The organism is Agrobacterium sp. FDAARGOS_525 (genome assembly GCF_003938925.1).
Classification (GTDB): domain Bacteria; phylum Pseudomonadota; class Alphaproteobacteria; order Rhizobiales; family Rhizobiaceae; genus Agrobacterium; species Agrobacterium pusense.
The window spans coordinates 1,381,963-1,396,535 of record NZ_RKIU01000003.1; the positions used below are offsets into that span (position 1 = coordinate 1,381,963).

Sequence of the window (14,573 nt, forward strand, 5' to 3'; positions counted from 1 at the left end):
CAAATGACCTTGCTTACGTGTGCGGCGGGCTTCTAGCCCTTGCCGCGACAAGAGTCAATGGTGCGGCAAAAAACCGCCATAAACGTGATCGGGTTCATCGCTCAGAAGGCGGACAACCTGGCAAGAGCCTTCTTTTCCCGGCGTCTCTGCACGGAGGAGGGGATGTTCATCGCCTCCCGATATTTGGCGACGGTGCGGCGGGCGAGATCGATACCGTTCTTCTTTAGATTGTCTACGATATCGTCGTCGGAAAGCACCGCATCAGCCGCTTCCTGCGCAATCATGGCCTTGATGCGGTGACGAACTGCTTCCGCTGAATGGCTGTCACCGCCTTCCACAGCGCTGATCGATACGCTGAAGAAATATTTGAGCTCGAACAGCCCGCGTGGCGTCAGCATGTATTTCTTTGATGTCACGCGGCTGACGGTGGATTCGTGCATCTTGATGGCGTCCGCAACCGTCTTCAGGTTCAGCGGCCGCAGGTGATCCACGCCATTGAGGAGAAAGGCATCCTGCTGACGCACGATCTCCGTCGCAACCTTCATGATCGTCCGGGCGCGCTGGTCGAGGCTGCGGGTCAGCCAATGGGCGGTCTGCATGCATTCAGCCAGAAAGTCCTGGTCCTCTCCTGCGCGAGCCTTGTGTTTCGAGACTTCGGCGAAATAGCTCTGGTTGATGAGCACGCGTGGCAGGGTCTCGGGATTGATTTCCACCAGCCAGCCGCCGGAAGAGGAGGGACGAACGATGATGTCGGGAACGATGGTCTCCGAAACCGCTGAATCGTAGCCTGCACCGGGGCGTGGATTGAGCGTGCGGATTTCCGCCAGCATGTCGAGCAGGTCTTCCTCATCGACCCCACAGAGTTTCTTTAAGGAGGCGAAATCCCGCTTCGCCAGAAGCTCGAGATTGTCGATGAAAGCCCGCATGGCCGGGTCGAGCCGGTCCTTCTGCGCGAGCTGGATCGCCAGACACTCGCTCAGTGAACGTGAAAATACGCCGGGAGGATCGAAGCCCTGGAGTGTCTTCAAGACCCGCTCGACAGTCGAGGGAGCCGCTCCCAGCCGCTCGGCGACGTCGTCGACAGCGTCTGCGGCGATATAGCCGGTCTCATCGAGTTGGCCGATAAGCACATCGGCGATCATCCTGTCTTCGGGGGAAGAGATGGAGAGCGGCAATTGCTGACTGAGATGGTCGCCCAGGCTCTGTTTTGCAGCGACGAAGTCATCGAGATCGTAACTTTCGCCGGATTCCTGCCCCTGCATCGATTTCCACTGGCTCGCCAGTTCGGGCGCATCGGCCTTTCTCGGCTCGCCATCGTCGGGAAAGACGTTTTCGAAGCTCGTGTCGAGTTGCTCGCCAAGATTGGCGGCGCGATCCCCGTACCAGTCTTCACTATCCGCGGCCACGCTGGGGGATTTTCCCGCGCCGTCACCATCGCTGTCGCCGAAATTGTCGGCTTCCGCCGGCATGTCATTGCTCAAATCGCCATCGTTTGCCGCAATTTCCAGCAGCGGATTACGTTCCACCTCCTGCGCGATAAACTGCGTCAACTCGAAATGCGTCATCTGAAGCAGCTGGATGGACTGCATCAGTTGCGGTGTCATCACGAGAGACTGGTTTTGACGCAGCAAAAGGCTGGCAGACAATGCCATGGCGAACGCGAAACTCCCTTTACAGCTTCTCCGTCGCCAGATTTTCCAGAAATTTTACCGAGACGACAGAACTTGGCCCAAAAATTGCTTTTTTATTTTGTTTGGTCAAGCGTCAGGGCAGGGCGCGATGAAGAATCTTTCGCGCCCTGCAGCTCAAAGGCTGAAATTATTGCCGAGATAGAGGCGACGCACATCCGGATTGTTGACGATATCGTCGGGACGTCCATGCGTCAGCACCTCGCCTGCATGGATGATGTAAGCGCGGTCGATGAGGCCAAGCGTTTCTCGGACATTATGATCAGTGACGAGAACGCCGATGCCGCGCGCTGTCAGATGCCTTACCAGATTCTGGATGTCGCTGACCGAAATCGGATCGACGCCCGCGAAAGGCTCGTCGAGCAGCATGAAGGTCGGATCTGTCGCAAGCGCGCGTGCGATTTCCAGACGGCGGCGCTCACCACCCGAAAGCGCCACGGCGGGCGACTTGCGCAGCTGCGCGATATGGAATTCTTCCAGCAGCTCATCGAGCTTGCGGTTGCGCTTGGCTGCGTCCGGCTCGTGCACTTCCAGCACGGCGCGGATGTTCTCCTCCACGGTCAACCCGCGGAAGATCGAGGCTTCCTGCGGCAGATAACCGACGCCGAGACGCGCGCGCCGATACATCGGCATGGTGGTCACATCATTGCCGTTGATGGCGATCTTGCCGGTATCGACCGGAACCAGGCCCGTGATCATATAAAAACAGGTGGTTTTGCCGGCGCCGTTCGGCCCGAGCAGGCCCACAGCCTCGCCGCGACGAACGACCAGCGAAACACCGTTGACCACGCGACGCGTATTATAGGTCTTGGTCAAACCATGCGCGATCAGCGTGCCCTGATAGGGGGTCTTGTCCGCCGGTGAGGCGGCGTCCGCGGATCGGTGGCGCCCGCCGCCGAATATTTTTGAGATCGAGGGTATCTTCACGAGGAAAGACTACTGTTTCTTCTGCGATTTCGGATCGAGCATGATCCGGACAGGACCGCCGCAGCTTTCGAGCTTGGCCTGTCCCGTATTCATCAGAACAGTGAGCTTGCAGCCGGTGAAGACATTGGTGCCTTCGGACAGCACGACCTGCTTGCCCGTCAGAATGAAGGTCTGCGCCGCCATGTCGAATTCGCCGTGATCGGCCGTCGCCTTCTGGGTCTCGGACGTCAGATAGACATTATTGTCCACGAAGATTTTTTCGATGTTGGCGTCGCCACTGGTGAGCGAGGAACCCTCGCCCTTGTAATTCACCGTCATCTTGCCGGCCTGCAGGGTGGTCGTTCCCTGCACAACCTTCACGTTGCCGGTAAAATATGCCTTACGCTCCTGATCGCGAATCTCGAGCTGGTCACTTTCAATCGCAATCGGCTGATCGCCGGAAAGCTTGACACCCTGCATGTTGCTGGTGGTGTTCTGGGCGAAAGCCACAGTTGCAAGACACGAAAAAACAAGACCTGCGGCTGTTAAGCCTGCGGATTTGCCAAGGAAAACGGGACGGGAAATTTGCATCATCTGGACCGGGCTCTCACTTGCCTTCATTTTTGATATTGGATGCAGCGATACGTGCCCGTACCTGCCCCGAAAATGTAATTGTCTTGCCATTATCGGCGATGTCAATCGATTGCGCAACAATCGAGCCGTCGTTTGTTTTGATTGAAACCGGCTGCTGGCTGCTCATTTTCCCGGCCTTCAGATCGACTTCCGCAGACTGGAATTTCGCTTGTATGCCATTGCTGAGATTGATGTCAAAAGGGGCGGTCATCTTTAGTTTGTTCGTAGCGCGGTCGAAAATGCCTTCCTGGGCGATCACCTGCGCGACACTGTCGTTTACCGGAACCGCCGCCAGAACCTTTTCGAGCGTCATCAGATTGGGGTTGGCGATGTCCTGCAACGCGCGGTCGGCGTTCATGGAGTAATCGATTCCCTTCTCGTTGCGGCCCGCAACGGCAGGTTTTTCCATCACGATCTTGCCGTCTTCTATCCTCGCGCTTTCGAGGGAGACTTCTTCAGGCGCCCAGGTTCGGATAACCGAGACAGCGATGAAGGCAAGCGAAACGATTGCCGCCCCGAGCGGCAGAATGATTTTCAGCCGTTTCACACGCGCTGAATGCCGGAGCGCACGCCCGTAAGCGCCGTTCTGGTCATTGGGCAGCGGAAATGCTGGCGCGGGTTCGCGGAGTCTTTCGAGCATAAGAGCGGGTCCGGAATGCTTCCCGGCGCCTTTCAGGCGCACAATTGAAGCTTGTGTCTCTATCTAAATGTCTTTGGCACGAGTGCTTTGTCCTGCCAATATGGTTTTTGTCTGGAAAGGTGCAAGGGAAATGCGAATTTTATCGTAATTCTGGTTTCCTTATTGTTTCCTTGCGGCTTCGCGTTAGAAGAACCATATGGCCTGAAGCGCAAGAGCGGATGACAGAGGTTTTTATGGACAATATGGCGATAGCGGATCGCAGGCGGTTGCGCCGCAAGCTGACTTTCTGGCGGATTGCCGCCGTTCTTCTGCTCGTTGCCGGTTTCTTCGGCCTCTACCGTTTTTTCTGGGATGGACCGCAGCAGAGTGCGAAGCCCCATATTGCCCGCGTCGAGGTCTCTGGCCTGATCACCGACAATACCGAACTTCTCGAGCGGCTCGACAGGATCGCCAAGAGCGACAATGTCAAAGGGTTGATCGTGTCGATTTCTTCGCCAGGCGGCACCACCTATGGCGGTGAGCGCATCTTTAAGGCCATTCGAGGGGTCGCAGAAAAGAAGCCGGTCGTTTCGGATGTGCGCACGCTCGCTGCCTCCGCAGGTTACATGATCGCATCGGCGGGCGAAGTCATCGTTGCCGGAGAAACCTCGATCACCGGTTCGATCGGCGTGATCTTCCAATATCCCCAACTTGGCCAGTTGATGGACAAGCTCGGCGTCTCGTTGCAGGAAATCAAGTCGTCGCCGATGAAGGCGGAGCCTTCACCGTTCCACGAGGCGCCGGAAGAAGCAAAGACGATGATCCGCGCCATGGTGATGGACAGCTATGGCTGGTTTGTGGACCTTGTGGCAGATCGCCGCAAACTGCCACGCGAGGATGTGCTGAAACTGGCTGATGGATCGATCTATACCGGCCGTCAGGCTCTTGCCAACAGGCTGGTCGACACGCTCGGCGGCGAAAAGGAAATTCGCGCTTATTTCGAAACCCGCGGTGTGGCAAAGGATTTGCCGATTGTCGAATGGCGTGCGCCGTCCTCCAATTCGCCTTTCGCGCTTTTCAGTGTTGCGCAAATAGCGAAGTTTCTGGGATATGACGATTTAATTCCCTTCGCAGGGCCTGGCCAGCTCGGTACGGACAAGTTGTTTCTTGACGGTCTTGTTTCCGTTTGGCAGGTTGAGCCGCGTTAAAAATCCAATTCTTTCAGGGGGGCAACCGTGATCAAATCTGAACTGGTGCAGATCGTTGCTGCGCGTAACCCGCACCTTTATCACCGTGACGTGGAAAACATCGTCAATGCGGTGCTGGATGAAATCACCGACGCTCTGGCGGCAGGCAATCGTGTTGAGCTCCGCGGTTTTGGCGCGTTTTCGGTGAAAAACCGTCCGTCGCGCTCGGGCCGGAACCCGCGCACGGGTGAATCGGTTTTCGTCGAGGAAAAATGGGTGCCCTTCTTCAAGACGGGTAAGGAACTGCGTGAACGCCTGAACCCCGGAATGGGTGACGAAGAGGACGATTGATCGTTCTTGACGCCGGCGACTGAAACGGAGCCGGCCTTCCTCGCGGCGATGGAGTATTTTCGGATGTCAAAAAAAATCATCAACCTCATCATCCTGCTTCCGCTGGCGATTATCCTCGTCATCCTGTGTGTTGCCAATCGTCAGTCCGTGACGTTGGCGCTCAACCCCTTCCGACCGGAAGACGGCGTTCTGTCCTTCACCGCGCCATTTTTCGTTTTCCTGTTTCTGGCGGTCATTTTTGGTGTGCTGCTGGGGTCTGCGGCCACCTGGTTCGCTCAAGGCAAACATCGCAAACGCGCCCGCATCGAGGCGAAGGAAGCCGTTCGCTGGCACGACGAGGCCAACCGTCAAAAGGCTGCCGCGGCCGGCCAGCTTCCACAGGCGGGACAACTCCCGGCAAAGTGATGGCGCCAGCATTGGTCCCGGCTCTAGTCGAGCGGCCTACGGAATGTTATTTGCTGGCGCGATAAGACGCGGGCAAAAGCGGAAAGATTTCCATTGAAGAAAAAAGACAGCCGGCCGGGCAATCGCGCGCGAGCCGGAAACGAGAAAAAACAGGCTCATGCCGCAAAGCCGGCGCGCCGCGCGGATCCCGCGCCGAAAAAGCGCGAGCCGGATGCGGTGCGCGGCGTGCAGAAGGCCGCACCGAAGGAAAAAACCGTTGTAGCCGCCGCCATCGAACAGGTTCCTGCGCGCGCACTGATGCAGCGCACCGGCGCACTGCCTGCGGAACAGGTTCCCGTCATTCTGGAATCGAGCGGCGCCGGTGATTTTCACCTCATCGATAGCGGCAACGGCCTGAAGCTCGAGCAATATGGCGATTATCGCATCGTCCGTCCCGAGGCGCAGGCGCTCTGGAGACCGTCGATCCCCGACCGCGTATGGCAGAATGCCGATGCCGTCTTTACCGGCGATACGGACGAGGACGGCATGGGCCGCTGGCGGTTTCCCAAGGAAGCGCTCGGAGAAACCTGGCCCCTGTCGCTCTTGGGCGTCGATTTTCTCGGCCGCTTCACGGCTTTCCGGCATGTTGGCGTCTTTCCCGAGCAGATCGTTCATTGGGAGTGGCTGAAACATTCCATCGAGACGGCTGACCGGCCGCTGAAGGTGCTCAATCTGTTCGGTTATACAGGCGTCGCCTCGCTGGTTGCGGCGGCTGCGGGCGCTGAAGTCACCCACGTCGATGCCTCCAAGAAGGCGATCGGCTGGGCCAAGGAAAATCAGGCCCTTGCCCGGCTCGAGCAGGCGCCGATCCGCTGGATCTGCGAAGACGCCATGAAGTTCATCCAGCGTGAGGAACGCCGCGGCAACAGCTACGATATCATCCTCACCGACCCGCCGAAGTTCGGCCGCGGGACCCACGGCGAGGTCTGGCAATTGTTCGACCATCTGCCTCTGATGCTGGACATCTGCCGGGAAATCCTGTCGCCCAAGGCGCTCGGCCTGGTGCTGACAGCCTATTCGATCAGGGCGAGCTTCTATTCAATGCATGAGCTGATGCGTGAAACCATGCGCGGCGCCGCTGGCGTCGTCACGTCCGGCGAACTTGTCATCCGTGAAGCCGGGCTGGACGGCAAGACGCCGGGCCGCGTGCTTTCCACATCGCTGTTCAGCCGCTGGGAGCCGAAATGAAGGATATGCGCGAAAATACAACGCGCCGGGTTGGTCAGGTCAAGGAAGTGACCAGCCTCGCCAATCCCATCATCAAGGACATTAAGGCGCTCACCCAGAAAAAGGGCAGGGAGGAGACCGGCACTTTCATGGCGGAAGGCCTGAAGCTGGTCATCGATGCCCTCGAACTCGGCTGGACGATAAAGACGCTGGTTTACGCCAAGGCCGCCAAGGGCAAGCCGCTGGTGGAGCAGGCGGCGGTGAAGACGGTCGCATCCGGCGGGCTGGTGCTCGAAGTCAGCGAAAAGGTCATCGCCTCGATCACCCGCCGAGACAATCCGCAAATGGTCGTCGGCATTTTCGAGCAGAAATGGAAGCCGTTGAAGGATATCCGGCCGGAAAAGGGCGAGACCTATATCGCACTCGACCGGGTTCGTGATCCCGGCAATCTCGGCACCATCATCCGCACAGCGGACGCGGCTGGTGCCTCGGGGGTCATTCTGGTCGGGGATTGCACGGACCCATTTTCGCTGGAAACGGTACGCGCCACCATGGGTTCGGTCTTCGCCACGCCCGTTGCGCGCGCCTCGGTCGAGGAATTCCTGTCCTGGAAAAAATCGGCACATGTCAGCGTCGTCGCCACCCATCTTGCCGGTTCTGTGGATTATCGAAAGATCGATTATGCCGGCAAGCCGGTCGTGATCCTGATGGGCAATGAACAATCCGGCCTTCCGCCGGAGCTTGCCGGCAAGGCCGACCAGCTGGCGCGCATTCCCCAGCAGGGTCGCGCAGACAGCCTTAATCTCGCCATCGCAACCGCCGTCATGCTGTTCGAAGCACGGCGACATCTCCTCGAACTCGCACCGGTGACGTAATGGCCAAGGCGGCATTGTTCTCGAAATTTGGCCCGGCCTTTGCCCTGATCGTCGCCGCGCTGGTGCTGGATCAAATCGTCAAGCAGCTGGTCGAGGCCTATCTGCCGCTGCAGGAGATGGTGCCTGTCGCGCCGTTTCTGGCGCTTTACCGCACCTACAATCTTGGTGTCGCCTTTTCCATGCTCGAAGACATGCACGGGTGGTTCATCGTCAGCATGCGGCTCGTCATCGTTGTCTTCGTTCTGTGGCTATGGCGCAAGACTGCTGCCGATCGCACCTTCGCCCATCTCGGTTTTGCCTTCATCATCGCCGGAGCAGCGGGTAATCTTCTAGACCGCTTCTTTTACGGGCACGTCATCGACTATATCCTGTTCCACACCCAGACATGGTCCTTCGCTGTTTTCAACCTTGCTGACAGTTTCATAACCATCGGTGCAGGCTGCGTCATTCTCGACGAGTTTTTGCACGCCCGGGCGGCTAAAAAGTAAAATTTTACCGTTTCGGCCAAACATATCAAAACCGCTGCCGTGGTAGCGGTTGCCTATGAGCGAACTGGCAAAACTTCGGCAAAAAGTCTCGGATGGCCTTGGCCCGGCTGCCACAACGGTGCAGCCTGCGGATCGTCTCGATACGACGGCACGCCCTGCAGATGAAGGACATGCGACCGGTACCGGGTCGATCGCGCTCTATGTCGCCGTGTCGTTATCGGTCGGGGCTTTTTCCGCTTCCCTTATCGCGCTTGCAGTGCCTTATGCTGTGACTGTTGCGATGGCGATCTTCTTCGGCGCAGTGCTCGTCGGTGTCCTTTTCCATGCGCTCTTTGATGAGTCTTTGCATCGGCCCGATGCCCTGGCTGCAGAAGCAGATCTCCGGCTGCGCCAGACGCAAAACCGGTCTCTGATTGCCGAAATGCAGGAGTTCATGGGCGATATAGTCGTGATCCGCGACATGAACCGGCGTATTGTCGAGGCGAATAGAGTGTTTCGCGAAATGACCGGCTGCACGGCCCCGGAAGGGTTGAGCTGCGAGGAAATCGGCATCGCTTTCCGCCCGGGCGAAAAGGTCCACGCTTATGATGTGGAGATCGCGACCCCGTTCGGTCAGCGCATCTTCTCCTGGCATGATGTCGTGACCCGCGATCTGGCAAGCAGCCGTCTTCACATCAGCAGCATCGCCAGAGATGTGACTGAGGAGCGGCTTGCACTTGCCGAAAGGGAAGATGCCCGCCTGCGCGCCGAAAAGGCCGAGGCGGAAAAGGCGAGGCTGCTTGCCACGGTGAGTCATGAAATCCGCCTGCCGCTTTCCGGCATGCTCGGCATGAACCATCTTCTGGCGCAGACGAAACTCAGCGATGAGCAGCGCAACTATCTCGATGGCATGCGGCAATCCGGCCAGTCACTGGTGCAGCTGGTCGAGGATCTGCTGGATTATTCGACCATGGAGGCTGGCCGCTTCAGGCTCAATCCGCGCGCGGAGAACCTGCGGCGGCTGATTGAGAGCATCGTTGAGATGCTCGCCCATCGCGCCCATGAAAAAGGTATAGAGATTACATCCTTCGTTGCGCCTGAAGTATCCGATCATCTCGATTTCGATCCGGCGAGGCTTCGTCAGGTCCTCTTCAATCTCCTCGGCAATGCCGTCAAATTCACGCGGGAAGGCGGCGTCGTCATCCGGGCGCGCATGATCGGTGACGAATTGCACATCGCCGTCGAAGACACCGGCCCGGGCATGAGCCGGGCGGAACAGGCCCGTATTTTTGGGGAATTCGAACAGGCTGGCCCGTTGTCGCAGCGAAGCGCAGGCACGGGCCTTGGACTTGCGATCTCCGCCCGTATCGTGCGGGAATTTGGCGGCCGTCTCACGGTTTCCAGCCGCAAGGGCAAGGGTAGCACTTTCAAGCTGGCGTTTCGCCCGGGAGGCGCGCCTGCCGAAATGGCGGATCCGGCGCGGCGCCATTGCCTGCGACATACAAATGTCCTGCTCGTCGCACCAAGGGGTGTGGCGGCAGCGGTCACGATGGAGGCGATCGAGGCCTTCGGCGGGCAATGCACACTTATCCATCAGCCTGAAGATCTGGAAAAGCTGAGGAAGAGTTCCGCCATCGGGACCGCCCCCCTTACCGATGTCATCGTCGACCGGCGCATTTCGCCGTTGTTCAAAGATGCACTGAAGGATTGGCCGGACGGCAATGTTCGCCGCACGCTGCTCGTCAGCCCCGAAGAGCGGCCATCGACAATGCATGTGGCCTTCGACGCGTGGTTGATCCGGCCGCTGCGGGAAAAATCCCTCATCGACGTATTGTGCGGTCGTCTGCGCGGCATAGAGCGACGGGACGCCATCAACGACAACCACCCGGATGTGGGATTTTCCTCGCGGGTGGTGGAGAGAGCGAGCGGTATCGAGGTACTCGTGGCGGAAGACGATGCTGTTAATCAGCGCATCATCCGCGCCGTTCTGGAAAAAAGCGGCTATATCGTCCGCGCCGTCGGGGATTTTGCGGCCTTGCGGCAATCTCTGGAGCAGGGCGTATCCCGTTTGCCTGATCTCATAGTCTCCGACCTCAACATGCCGGGCGGCGACGGGCTCCAAGCGCTCCCTGACCTCCTCCATATGCTGCAGGGCGAAAGAAATATTCCTGTCATCGTGCTCAGCGGCGATACCAGTGACGCGACCGCCGAAATCCTGCTGAAGGCTGGTGCTGGCGCGATTTTGACGAAACCTGCCGACCCGCGACGGCTGGTTGAGGAAATCCGTCGTCTGCTGGAGGCGAAACGCCTGTCGCTATCGTAAATTGACAGACTCGCTCTGGCTGCATTTTGTCACTATTCTGTCGTTAAATAGTGATTTATGACAGGAAAATTCTTTGGTGGCGGAGCGATTCCCCATGGTTGCCGAAATCCTCAATCACGACATTTGTGAAAACAATGTTGTCATTACTCCTCGTCCGGAGACAGCTCAGGACAATGAGGGCCTTTTCGGTCGCATCGGCACGCTGGAAACCCGGCTTGCCAGAAATGAACGCGAGATTGATGCTGCGCAGTCCGTGCGGTACCGGGTGTTCGTCGAGGAGATGAAGGCAAGGCTTCCGGCAGAAGCGATGCGGCGCCAGCGCGACTTCGACGCCTGGGACAGTGTGTGTGACCATCTGCTCGTGCTCGACAAGTCGATCGAGGGCGACAGCGAAGATCAGATCGTCGGCACCTATCGCCTGCTGCGTCAGGAAGTCGCGCTCACCAATAATGGCTTTTATTCCGCCAGCGAATTCGACATCGCCGGTCTCGTTGCGCGCCACCCGGGCAAGCGCTTCATGGAGCTTGGCCGCTCCTGCGTGCTGCCGGAATATCGTACCAAGCGCACCGTCGAGCTTCTGTGGCAGGGCAACTGGTCCTACGCCGTCAAACACCGGATGGACGCCATGATCGGCTGCGCCTCCTTCCCGGGTGTGCAGCCGGAAGCACATGCGCTCGCCTTGTCTTTCCTGCACCATAACTGCCTTGCGAAGGGGGAGTGGGAGGCGGTTGCTCTTCCTGAGCTCTACCATGAAATGGACCTCGTTCCGGCAGAAGCCCTGAACGCCCGCAAGGCGCTGAACGCCATGCCGCCTCTGATCAAGGGTTATATGCGCCTCGGCGCCATGTTCGGCTCCGGCGCAGTGGTAGACCACGCCTTCAACACGACCGACGTGCTGGTGGTGCTGCCGGTTTCGTCGATCGCCGGCCGATACATCAGCTATTATGGCGGCGAGACCGAACGTATCAACGGCTGAGCGGGTTCTGCGTAGCCGGAGGGGATGTTCCTGTGGGCAGCGGTACCGTGCGTGTTGTCTTGAGGTAGCCATTCCCGTTAGTGTCAGCGCTCCTTTTCCGCAACACGATATGACATCGGCAGGCCATTGACGGACGTTCTGACAACCGCTTCCCTGATCTCGGAAGAGAGCCGTGCGACGGCCACTCCGATGATGGAGCAATATATCGAAATCAAGGCGAACAATCCCGGTTCGCTGCTGTTCTACCGCATGGGCGATTTTTACGAATTGTTCTTTGACGATGCGGTGGAAGCTTCCCGCGCTCTCGGTATCACGCTGACGAAACGTGGCCAGCATATGGGTCACGATATTCCCATGTGCGGCGTTCCCGTCCATGCTGCGGATGATTATCTCCAGAAGCTCATCATGCGCGGCTATCGCGTTGCCGTCTGCGAGCAGGTCGAAGACCCGGCCGAGGCGAAGAAGCGCGGATCGAAATCCGTGGTAAAACGCGATGTGGTGCGGCTTGTCACGCCTGGCACGCTCACCGAAGAAAAGCTGCTTTCGCCAACGGAATCCAACTATCTGATGGCGCTTGCTCGTATTCGCGGCAGTGCGGAGGCACAGTTCGCGCTTGCCTGGATTGATATTTCCACCGGCGTCTTCCGTCTGGCGGAAACGACGCTGACGCGGCTTCTTGCCGATATCTGGCGTATCGACCCGCGCGAGCTGATCGTTGCCGACAGCCTGTTCCACGACGAGGAATTGCGGCCGGTGTTCGATATGCTGGGCCGCGTGGCGGTGCCGCAGCCGGCCATTCTGTTCGACAGCGCTACGGCTGAAGGGCGGATCGCGCGTTACTTCAACGTCTCGACGCTCGATGGTTTCGGCACGTTTTCGCGCGTGGAAATGGCCGCTGCCGCTGCCGCCGTTGCCTATGTCGAAAAAACGCAGATTGCCGAGCGCCCGCCGCTCGGCGCGCCGGAACGCGAAAGCGCTGCCTCCACGTTGTTCATCGATCCCGCCACCCGAGCCAATCTGGAACTGGTGAAGACGCTCTCGGGTGAGAGGGATGGCTCGTTGCTGCATGCGCTGAACCGAACGGTCACCGGCGGCGGTGCGCGGCTTCTCGCCGAGCGGCTGATGTCACCCTTGACCGATCCGGAGAGGATCAATGCCCGTCTCGACGCGGTTGCTTATCTGATTGACGATGTCTCCCTCTGCGACGGTCTGCGCGATGCGCTGAAGCAGGTGGCCGATATGCCGCGCGCGCTTTCCCGCCTTGCGCTGGAGCGCGGCGGCCCGCGCGATCTCGGCGCGATCCGGCAGGGCTTGGCGTCGGCCGAGAGAATTGCCGCCATTCTCGATCAGGGGCTGTTGCCGGAGGAGCTTGCCTCAGCCCTTGCGGATCTGAAAGCCTTGCCGAGCGGGCTGGAAGCGATGCTCGGCTCGATGCTGGCCGACGATCTGCCGCTTCTGAAGCGCGATGGCGGCTTCCTGCGTGAGGGCGCCAATCCCGAACTCGATGAGGTGCGGGCGCTGCGCGATCAGTCGCGTCGGGTGATCGCCGGCCTGCAGCTGCAATATGCCGAGGAGACCGGCATCAAGTCGCTCAAGATCAAGCATAACAACGTGCTGGGCTATTTCATCGAGGTGACGGCGGGCAATGCCGATGTGATGACGGCGACCGACGAGGCGAAGGCCCGCTTCATCCACCGCCAGACGATGGCCGGTGCCATGCGTTTCACCACCACCGAGCTTGCCGATCTCGAAAGCCGCATCGCCAATGCTGCTGCCGAAGCCCTCACCATGGAGCTGGAAGCCTTCGAACGGATGGTCAAGGCGGTGGTGCAGCAGGCCGACGCGATCAAGGCCGGCGCGCTGGCGCTTGCGGTCATCGATGTCGCCTCGAGCCTCGCCTATCTCGCAACCGAACAGGCCTATTGCCGACCGATCGTCGACGCCTCTATGACCTTTTCGATCAAGGGTGGGCGACACCCGGTTGTAGAACAGGCGCTGAGGCGGCAGTCAGCTGGGCCGTTCATCGCCAACAATTGCGATCTGTCGGCGGTCAATGGCGGCAAGAACGGCGCGATCTGGCTGCTCACCGGTCCCAACATGGGCGGTAAATCGACCTTCCTGCGCCAGAATGCGCTGATCGCCATCCTTGCGCAGATCGGTTCCTTCGTGCCGGCGGAAGCTGCCCATATCGGCGTTGTGGACCGGTTGTTCTCACGTGTCGGCGCGTCTGACGATCTGGCGCGTGGCCGCTCGACATTCATGGTGGAGATGGTGGAAACCGCCGCCATCCTCAATCAGGCGACGGACCGCTCGCTGGTCATTCTGGACGAGATCGGCCGGGGTACGGCGACCTTCGACGGACTTTCCATCGCCTGGGCGTCGGTGGAGCACCTGCATGAGGTCAATCGCTGCCGTGGCCTCTTCGCGACGCATTTTCATGAGCTGACGGTGTTGTCGGAAAAACTTGGCCGCCTTTCCAATGCCACGATGCGGGTGAAGGAGTGGGAAGGTGACGTCATCTTCCTGCACGAAGTCGGACCGGGCGCTGCGGATCGTTCCTACGGCATTCAGGTCGCACGGCTTGCGGGCTTGCCGGCTTCGGTGGTGGAACGCGCCCGCGAGGTGCTGACGAAGCTCGAAGATGCCGACCGCAAGAACCCGGCAAGCCAGCTGATTGATGATCTCCCGCTGTTCCAGATCGCGGTTCGCCGCGAGGAAACGCGCAAGGCAGGACCATCAAAGGTGGAGGAAGCCCTGAAAAGCTTCAATCCGGACGAAATGACACCGCGTGAGGCATTGGACGCGCTCTATGCGTTGAAGAAAGAACTTGGCAAGGCTTGAAGGCATAGAGTGCCTGTCCATAGCCTCTGAAACTCTTTATAGGACACTCCCATCGCAAGCGGTGGGGTTTCCCACAGGACATGGATAACGGCATAG

Annotated in this window: 13 protein-coding genes; 9 read left to right on the forward strand and 4 right to left on the reverse strand. The window is 59.1% G+C overall.

What is annotated here, in order from left to right:
* Window positions 1–101: 101 nt before the first annotated feature.
* From rpoN to lptC, 4 genes are all read right to left on the reverse strand, one after another.
* Window positions 102–1,652: an RNA polymerase factor sigma-54 gene (rpoN, locus tag EGT36_RS07965; RefSeq protein ID WP_125270230.1), complete on the reverse strand. Its 1,551-nt coding sequence runs from the start codon at window positions 1,650–1,652 to the stop codon at window positions 102–104.
* A gap of 153 nt (window positions 1,653–1,805) precedes the next feature.
* Window positions 1,806–2,615, reverse strand: a complete 810-nt coding sequence (lptB, locus tag EGT36_RS07970) for an LPS export ABC transporter ATP-binding protein (RefSeq protein ID WP_004439542.1) — start codon at window positions 2,613–2,615, stop codon at window positions 1,806–1,808.
* A gap of 9 nt (window positions 2,616–2,624) precedes the next feature.
* A complete protein-coding gene (locus EGT36_RS07975) occupies window positions 2,625–3,188 on the reverse strand; it encodes an LptA/OstA family protein (protein WP_004439544.1) in 564 nt (187 codons plus the stop codon).
* Window positions 3,189–3,201: 13 nt separating this feature from the next.
* A complete protein-coding gene (gene lptC / locus EGT36_RS07980; protein ID WP_006698894.1) occupies window positions 3,202–3,867 on the reverse strand; it encodes an LPS export ABC transporter periplasmic protein LptC in 666 nt (221 codons plus the stop codon).
* 233 nt (window positions 3,868–4,100) lie between these two features.
* Here lptC and sppA point away from each other — a divergent pair, with 233 nt between their 5' ends.
* From sppA to mutS, 9 genes are all read left to right on the forward strand, one after another.
* Window positions 4,101–5,054 carry a signal peptide peptidase SppA gene (sppA, locus tag EGT36_RS07985; protein WP_125270571.1) on the forward strand — a complete coding sequence of 318 codons (954 nt, stop codon included), beginning with the start codon at window positions 4,101–4,103 and terminating at the stop codon, window positions 5,052–5,054.
* Window positions 5,055–5,081: 27 nt separating this feature from the next.
* Entirely contained in the window at window positions 5,082–5,384 is a 303-nt protein-coding gene (locus EGT36_RS07990) for an integration host factor subunit beta (RefSeq protein WP_003493505.1), read from the forward strand.
* A 63-nt stretch (window positions 5,385–5,447) separates the two neighbouring features.
* Window positions 5,448–5,789: a LapA family protein gene (locus EGT36_RS07995; protein ID WP_004439562.1), complete on the forward strand. Its 342-nt coding sequence runs from the start codon at window positions 5,448–5,450 to the stop codon at window positions 5,787–5,789.
* Between the two features lie 93 nt (window positions 5,790–5,882).
* Window positions 5,883–7,016, forward strand: a complete 1,134-nt coding sequence (locus tag EGT36_RS08000) for an RsmD family RNA methyltransferase (protein ID WP_037089403.1) — start codon at window positions 5,883–5,885, stop codon at window positions 7,014–7,016.
* Complete coding sequence (locus EGT36_RS08005; RefSeq protein ID WP_004439569.1) at window positions 7,013–7,870, forward strand: TrmH family RNA methyltransferase; 858 nt, start codon at window positions 7,013–7,015, stop codon at window positions 7,868–7,870. Before EGT36_RS08000 ends, EGT36_RS08005 begins: the two co-directional genes overlap by 4 nt.
* Window positions 7,870–8,358: a signal peptidase II gene (gene lspA / locus EGT36_RS08010; protein WP_004439571.1), complete on the forward strand. Its 489-nt coding sequence runs from the start codon at window positions 7,870–7,872 to the stop codon at window positions 8,356–8,358. Before EGT36_RS08005 ends, lspA begins: the two co-directional genes overlap by 1 nt.
* 55 nt (window positions 8,359–8,413) lie before the next feature.
* Window positions 8,414–10,660, forward strand: a complete 2,247-nt coding sequence (locus tag EGT36_RS08015; RefSeq protein WP_125270231.1) for a hybrid sensor histidine kinase/response regulator — start codon at window positions 8,414–8,416, stop codon at window positions 10,658–10,660.
* A gap of 94 nt (window positions 10,661–10,754) precedes the next feature.
* Window positions 10,755–11,636 (forward strand): l-ornithine N(alpha)-acyltransferase, encoded by an 882-nt coding sequence (gene olsB / locus EGT36_RS08020; RefSeq protein ID WP_037089401.1) that lies wholly within the window; start codon window positions 10,755–10,757, stop codon window positions 11,634–11,636.
* Between the two features lie 189 nt (window positions 11,637–11,825).
* Complete coding sequence (mutS, locus tag EGT36_RS08025; protein ID WP_077986586.1) at window positions 11,826–14,477, forward strand: DNA mismatch repair protein MutS; 2,652 nt, start codon at window positions 11,826–11,828, stop codon at window positions 14,475–14,477.
* Window positions 14,478–14,573: the final 96 nt, after the last annotated feature.

Excerpts from the sequence above, each read along its gene's own strand:
- rpoN (WP_125270230.1), bottom strand. The coding sequence starts at position 1,652 with ATGGCATTGTCTGCCAGCCTTTTGCTGCGTCAAAACCAGTCTCTCGTG.
- EGT36_RS07975 (WP_004439544.1), bottom strand. The coding sequence starts at position 3,188 with ATGATGCAAATTTCCCGTCCCGTTTTCCTTGGCAAATCCGCAGGCTTA.
- lptC (WP_006698894.1), bottom strand. The coding sequence starts at position 3,867 with ATGCTCGAAAGACTCCGCGAACCCGCGCCAGCATTTCCGCTGCCCAAT.
- sppA (WP_125270571.1), top strand. The coding sequence starts at position 4,101 with ATGGACAATATGGCGATAGCGGATCGCAGGCGGTTGCGCCGCAAGCTG.
- EGT36_RS07995 (WP_004439562.1), top strand. The coding sequence starts at position 5,448 with ATGTCAAAAAAAATCATCAACCTCATCATCCTGCTTCCGCTGGCGATT.
- EGT36_RS08005 (WP_004439569.1), top strand. The coding sequence starts at position 7,013 with ATGAAGGATATGCGCGAAAATACAACGCGCCGGGTTGGTCAGGTCAAG.
- lspA (WP_004439571.1), top strand. The coding sequence starts at position 7,870 with ATGGCCAAGGCGGCATTGTTCTCGAAATTTGGCCCGGCCTTTGCCCTG.
- EGT36_RS08015 (WP_125270231.1), top strand. The coding sequence starts at position 8,414 with ATGAGCGAACTGGCAAAACTTCGGCAAAAAGTCTCGGATGGCCTTGGC.
- olsB (WP_037089401.1), top strand. The coding sequence starts at position 10,755 with ATGGTTGCCGAAATCCTCAATCACGACATTTGTGAAAACAATGTTGTC.
- mutS (WP_077986586.1), top strand. The coding sequence starts at position 11,826 with ATGATGGAGCAATATATCGAAATCAAGGCGAACAATCCCGGTTCGCTG.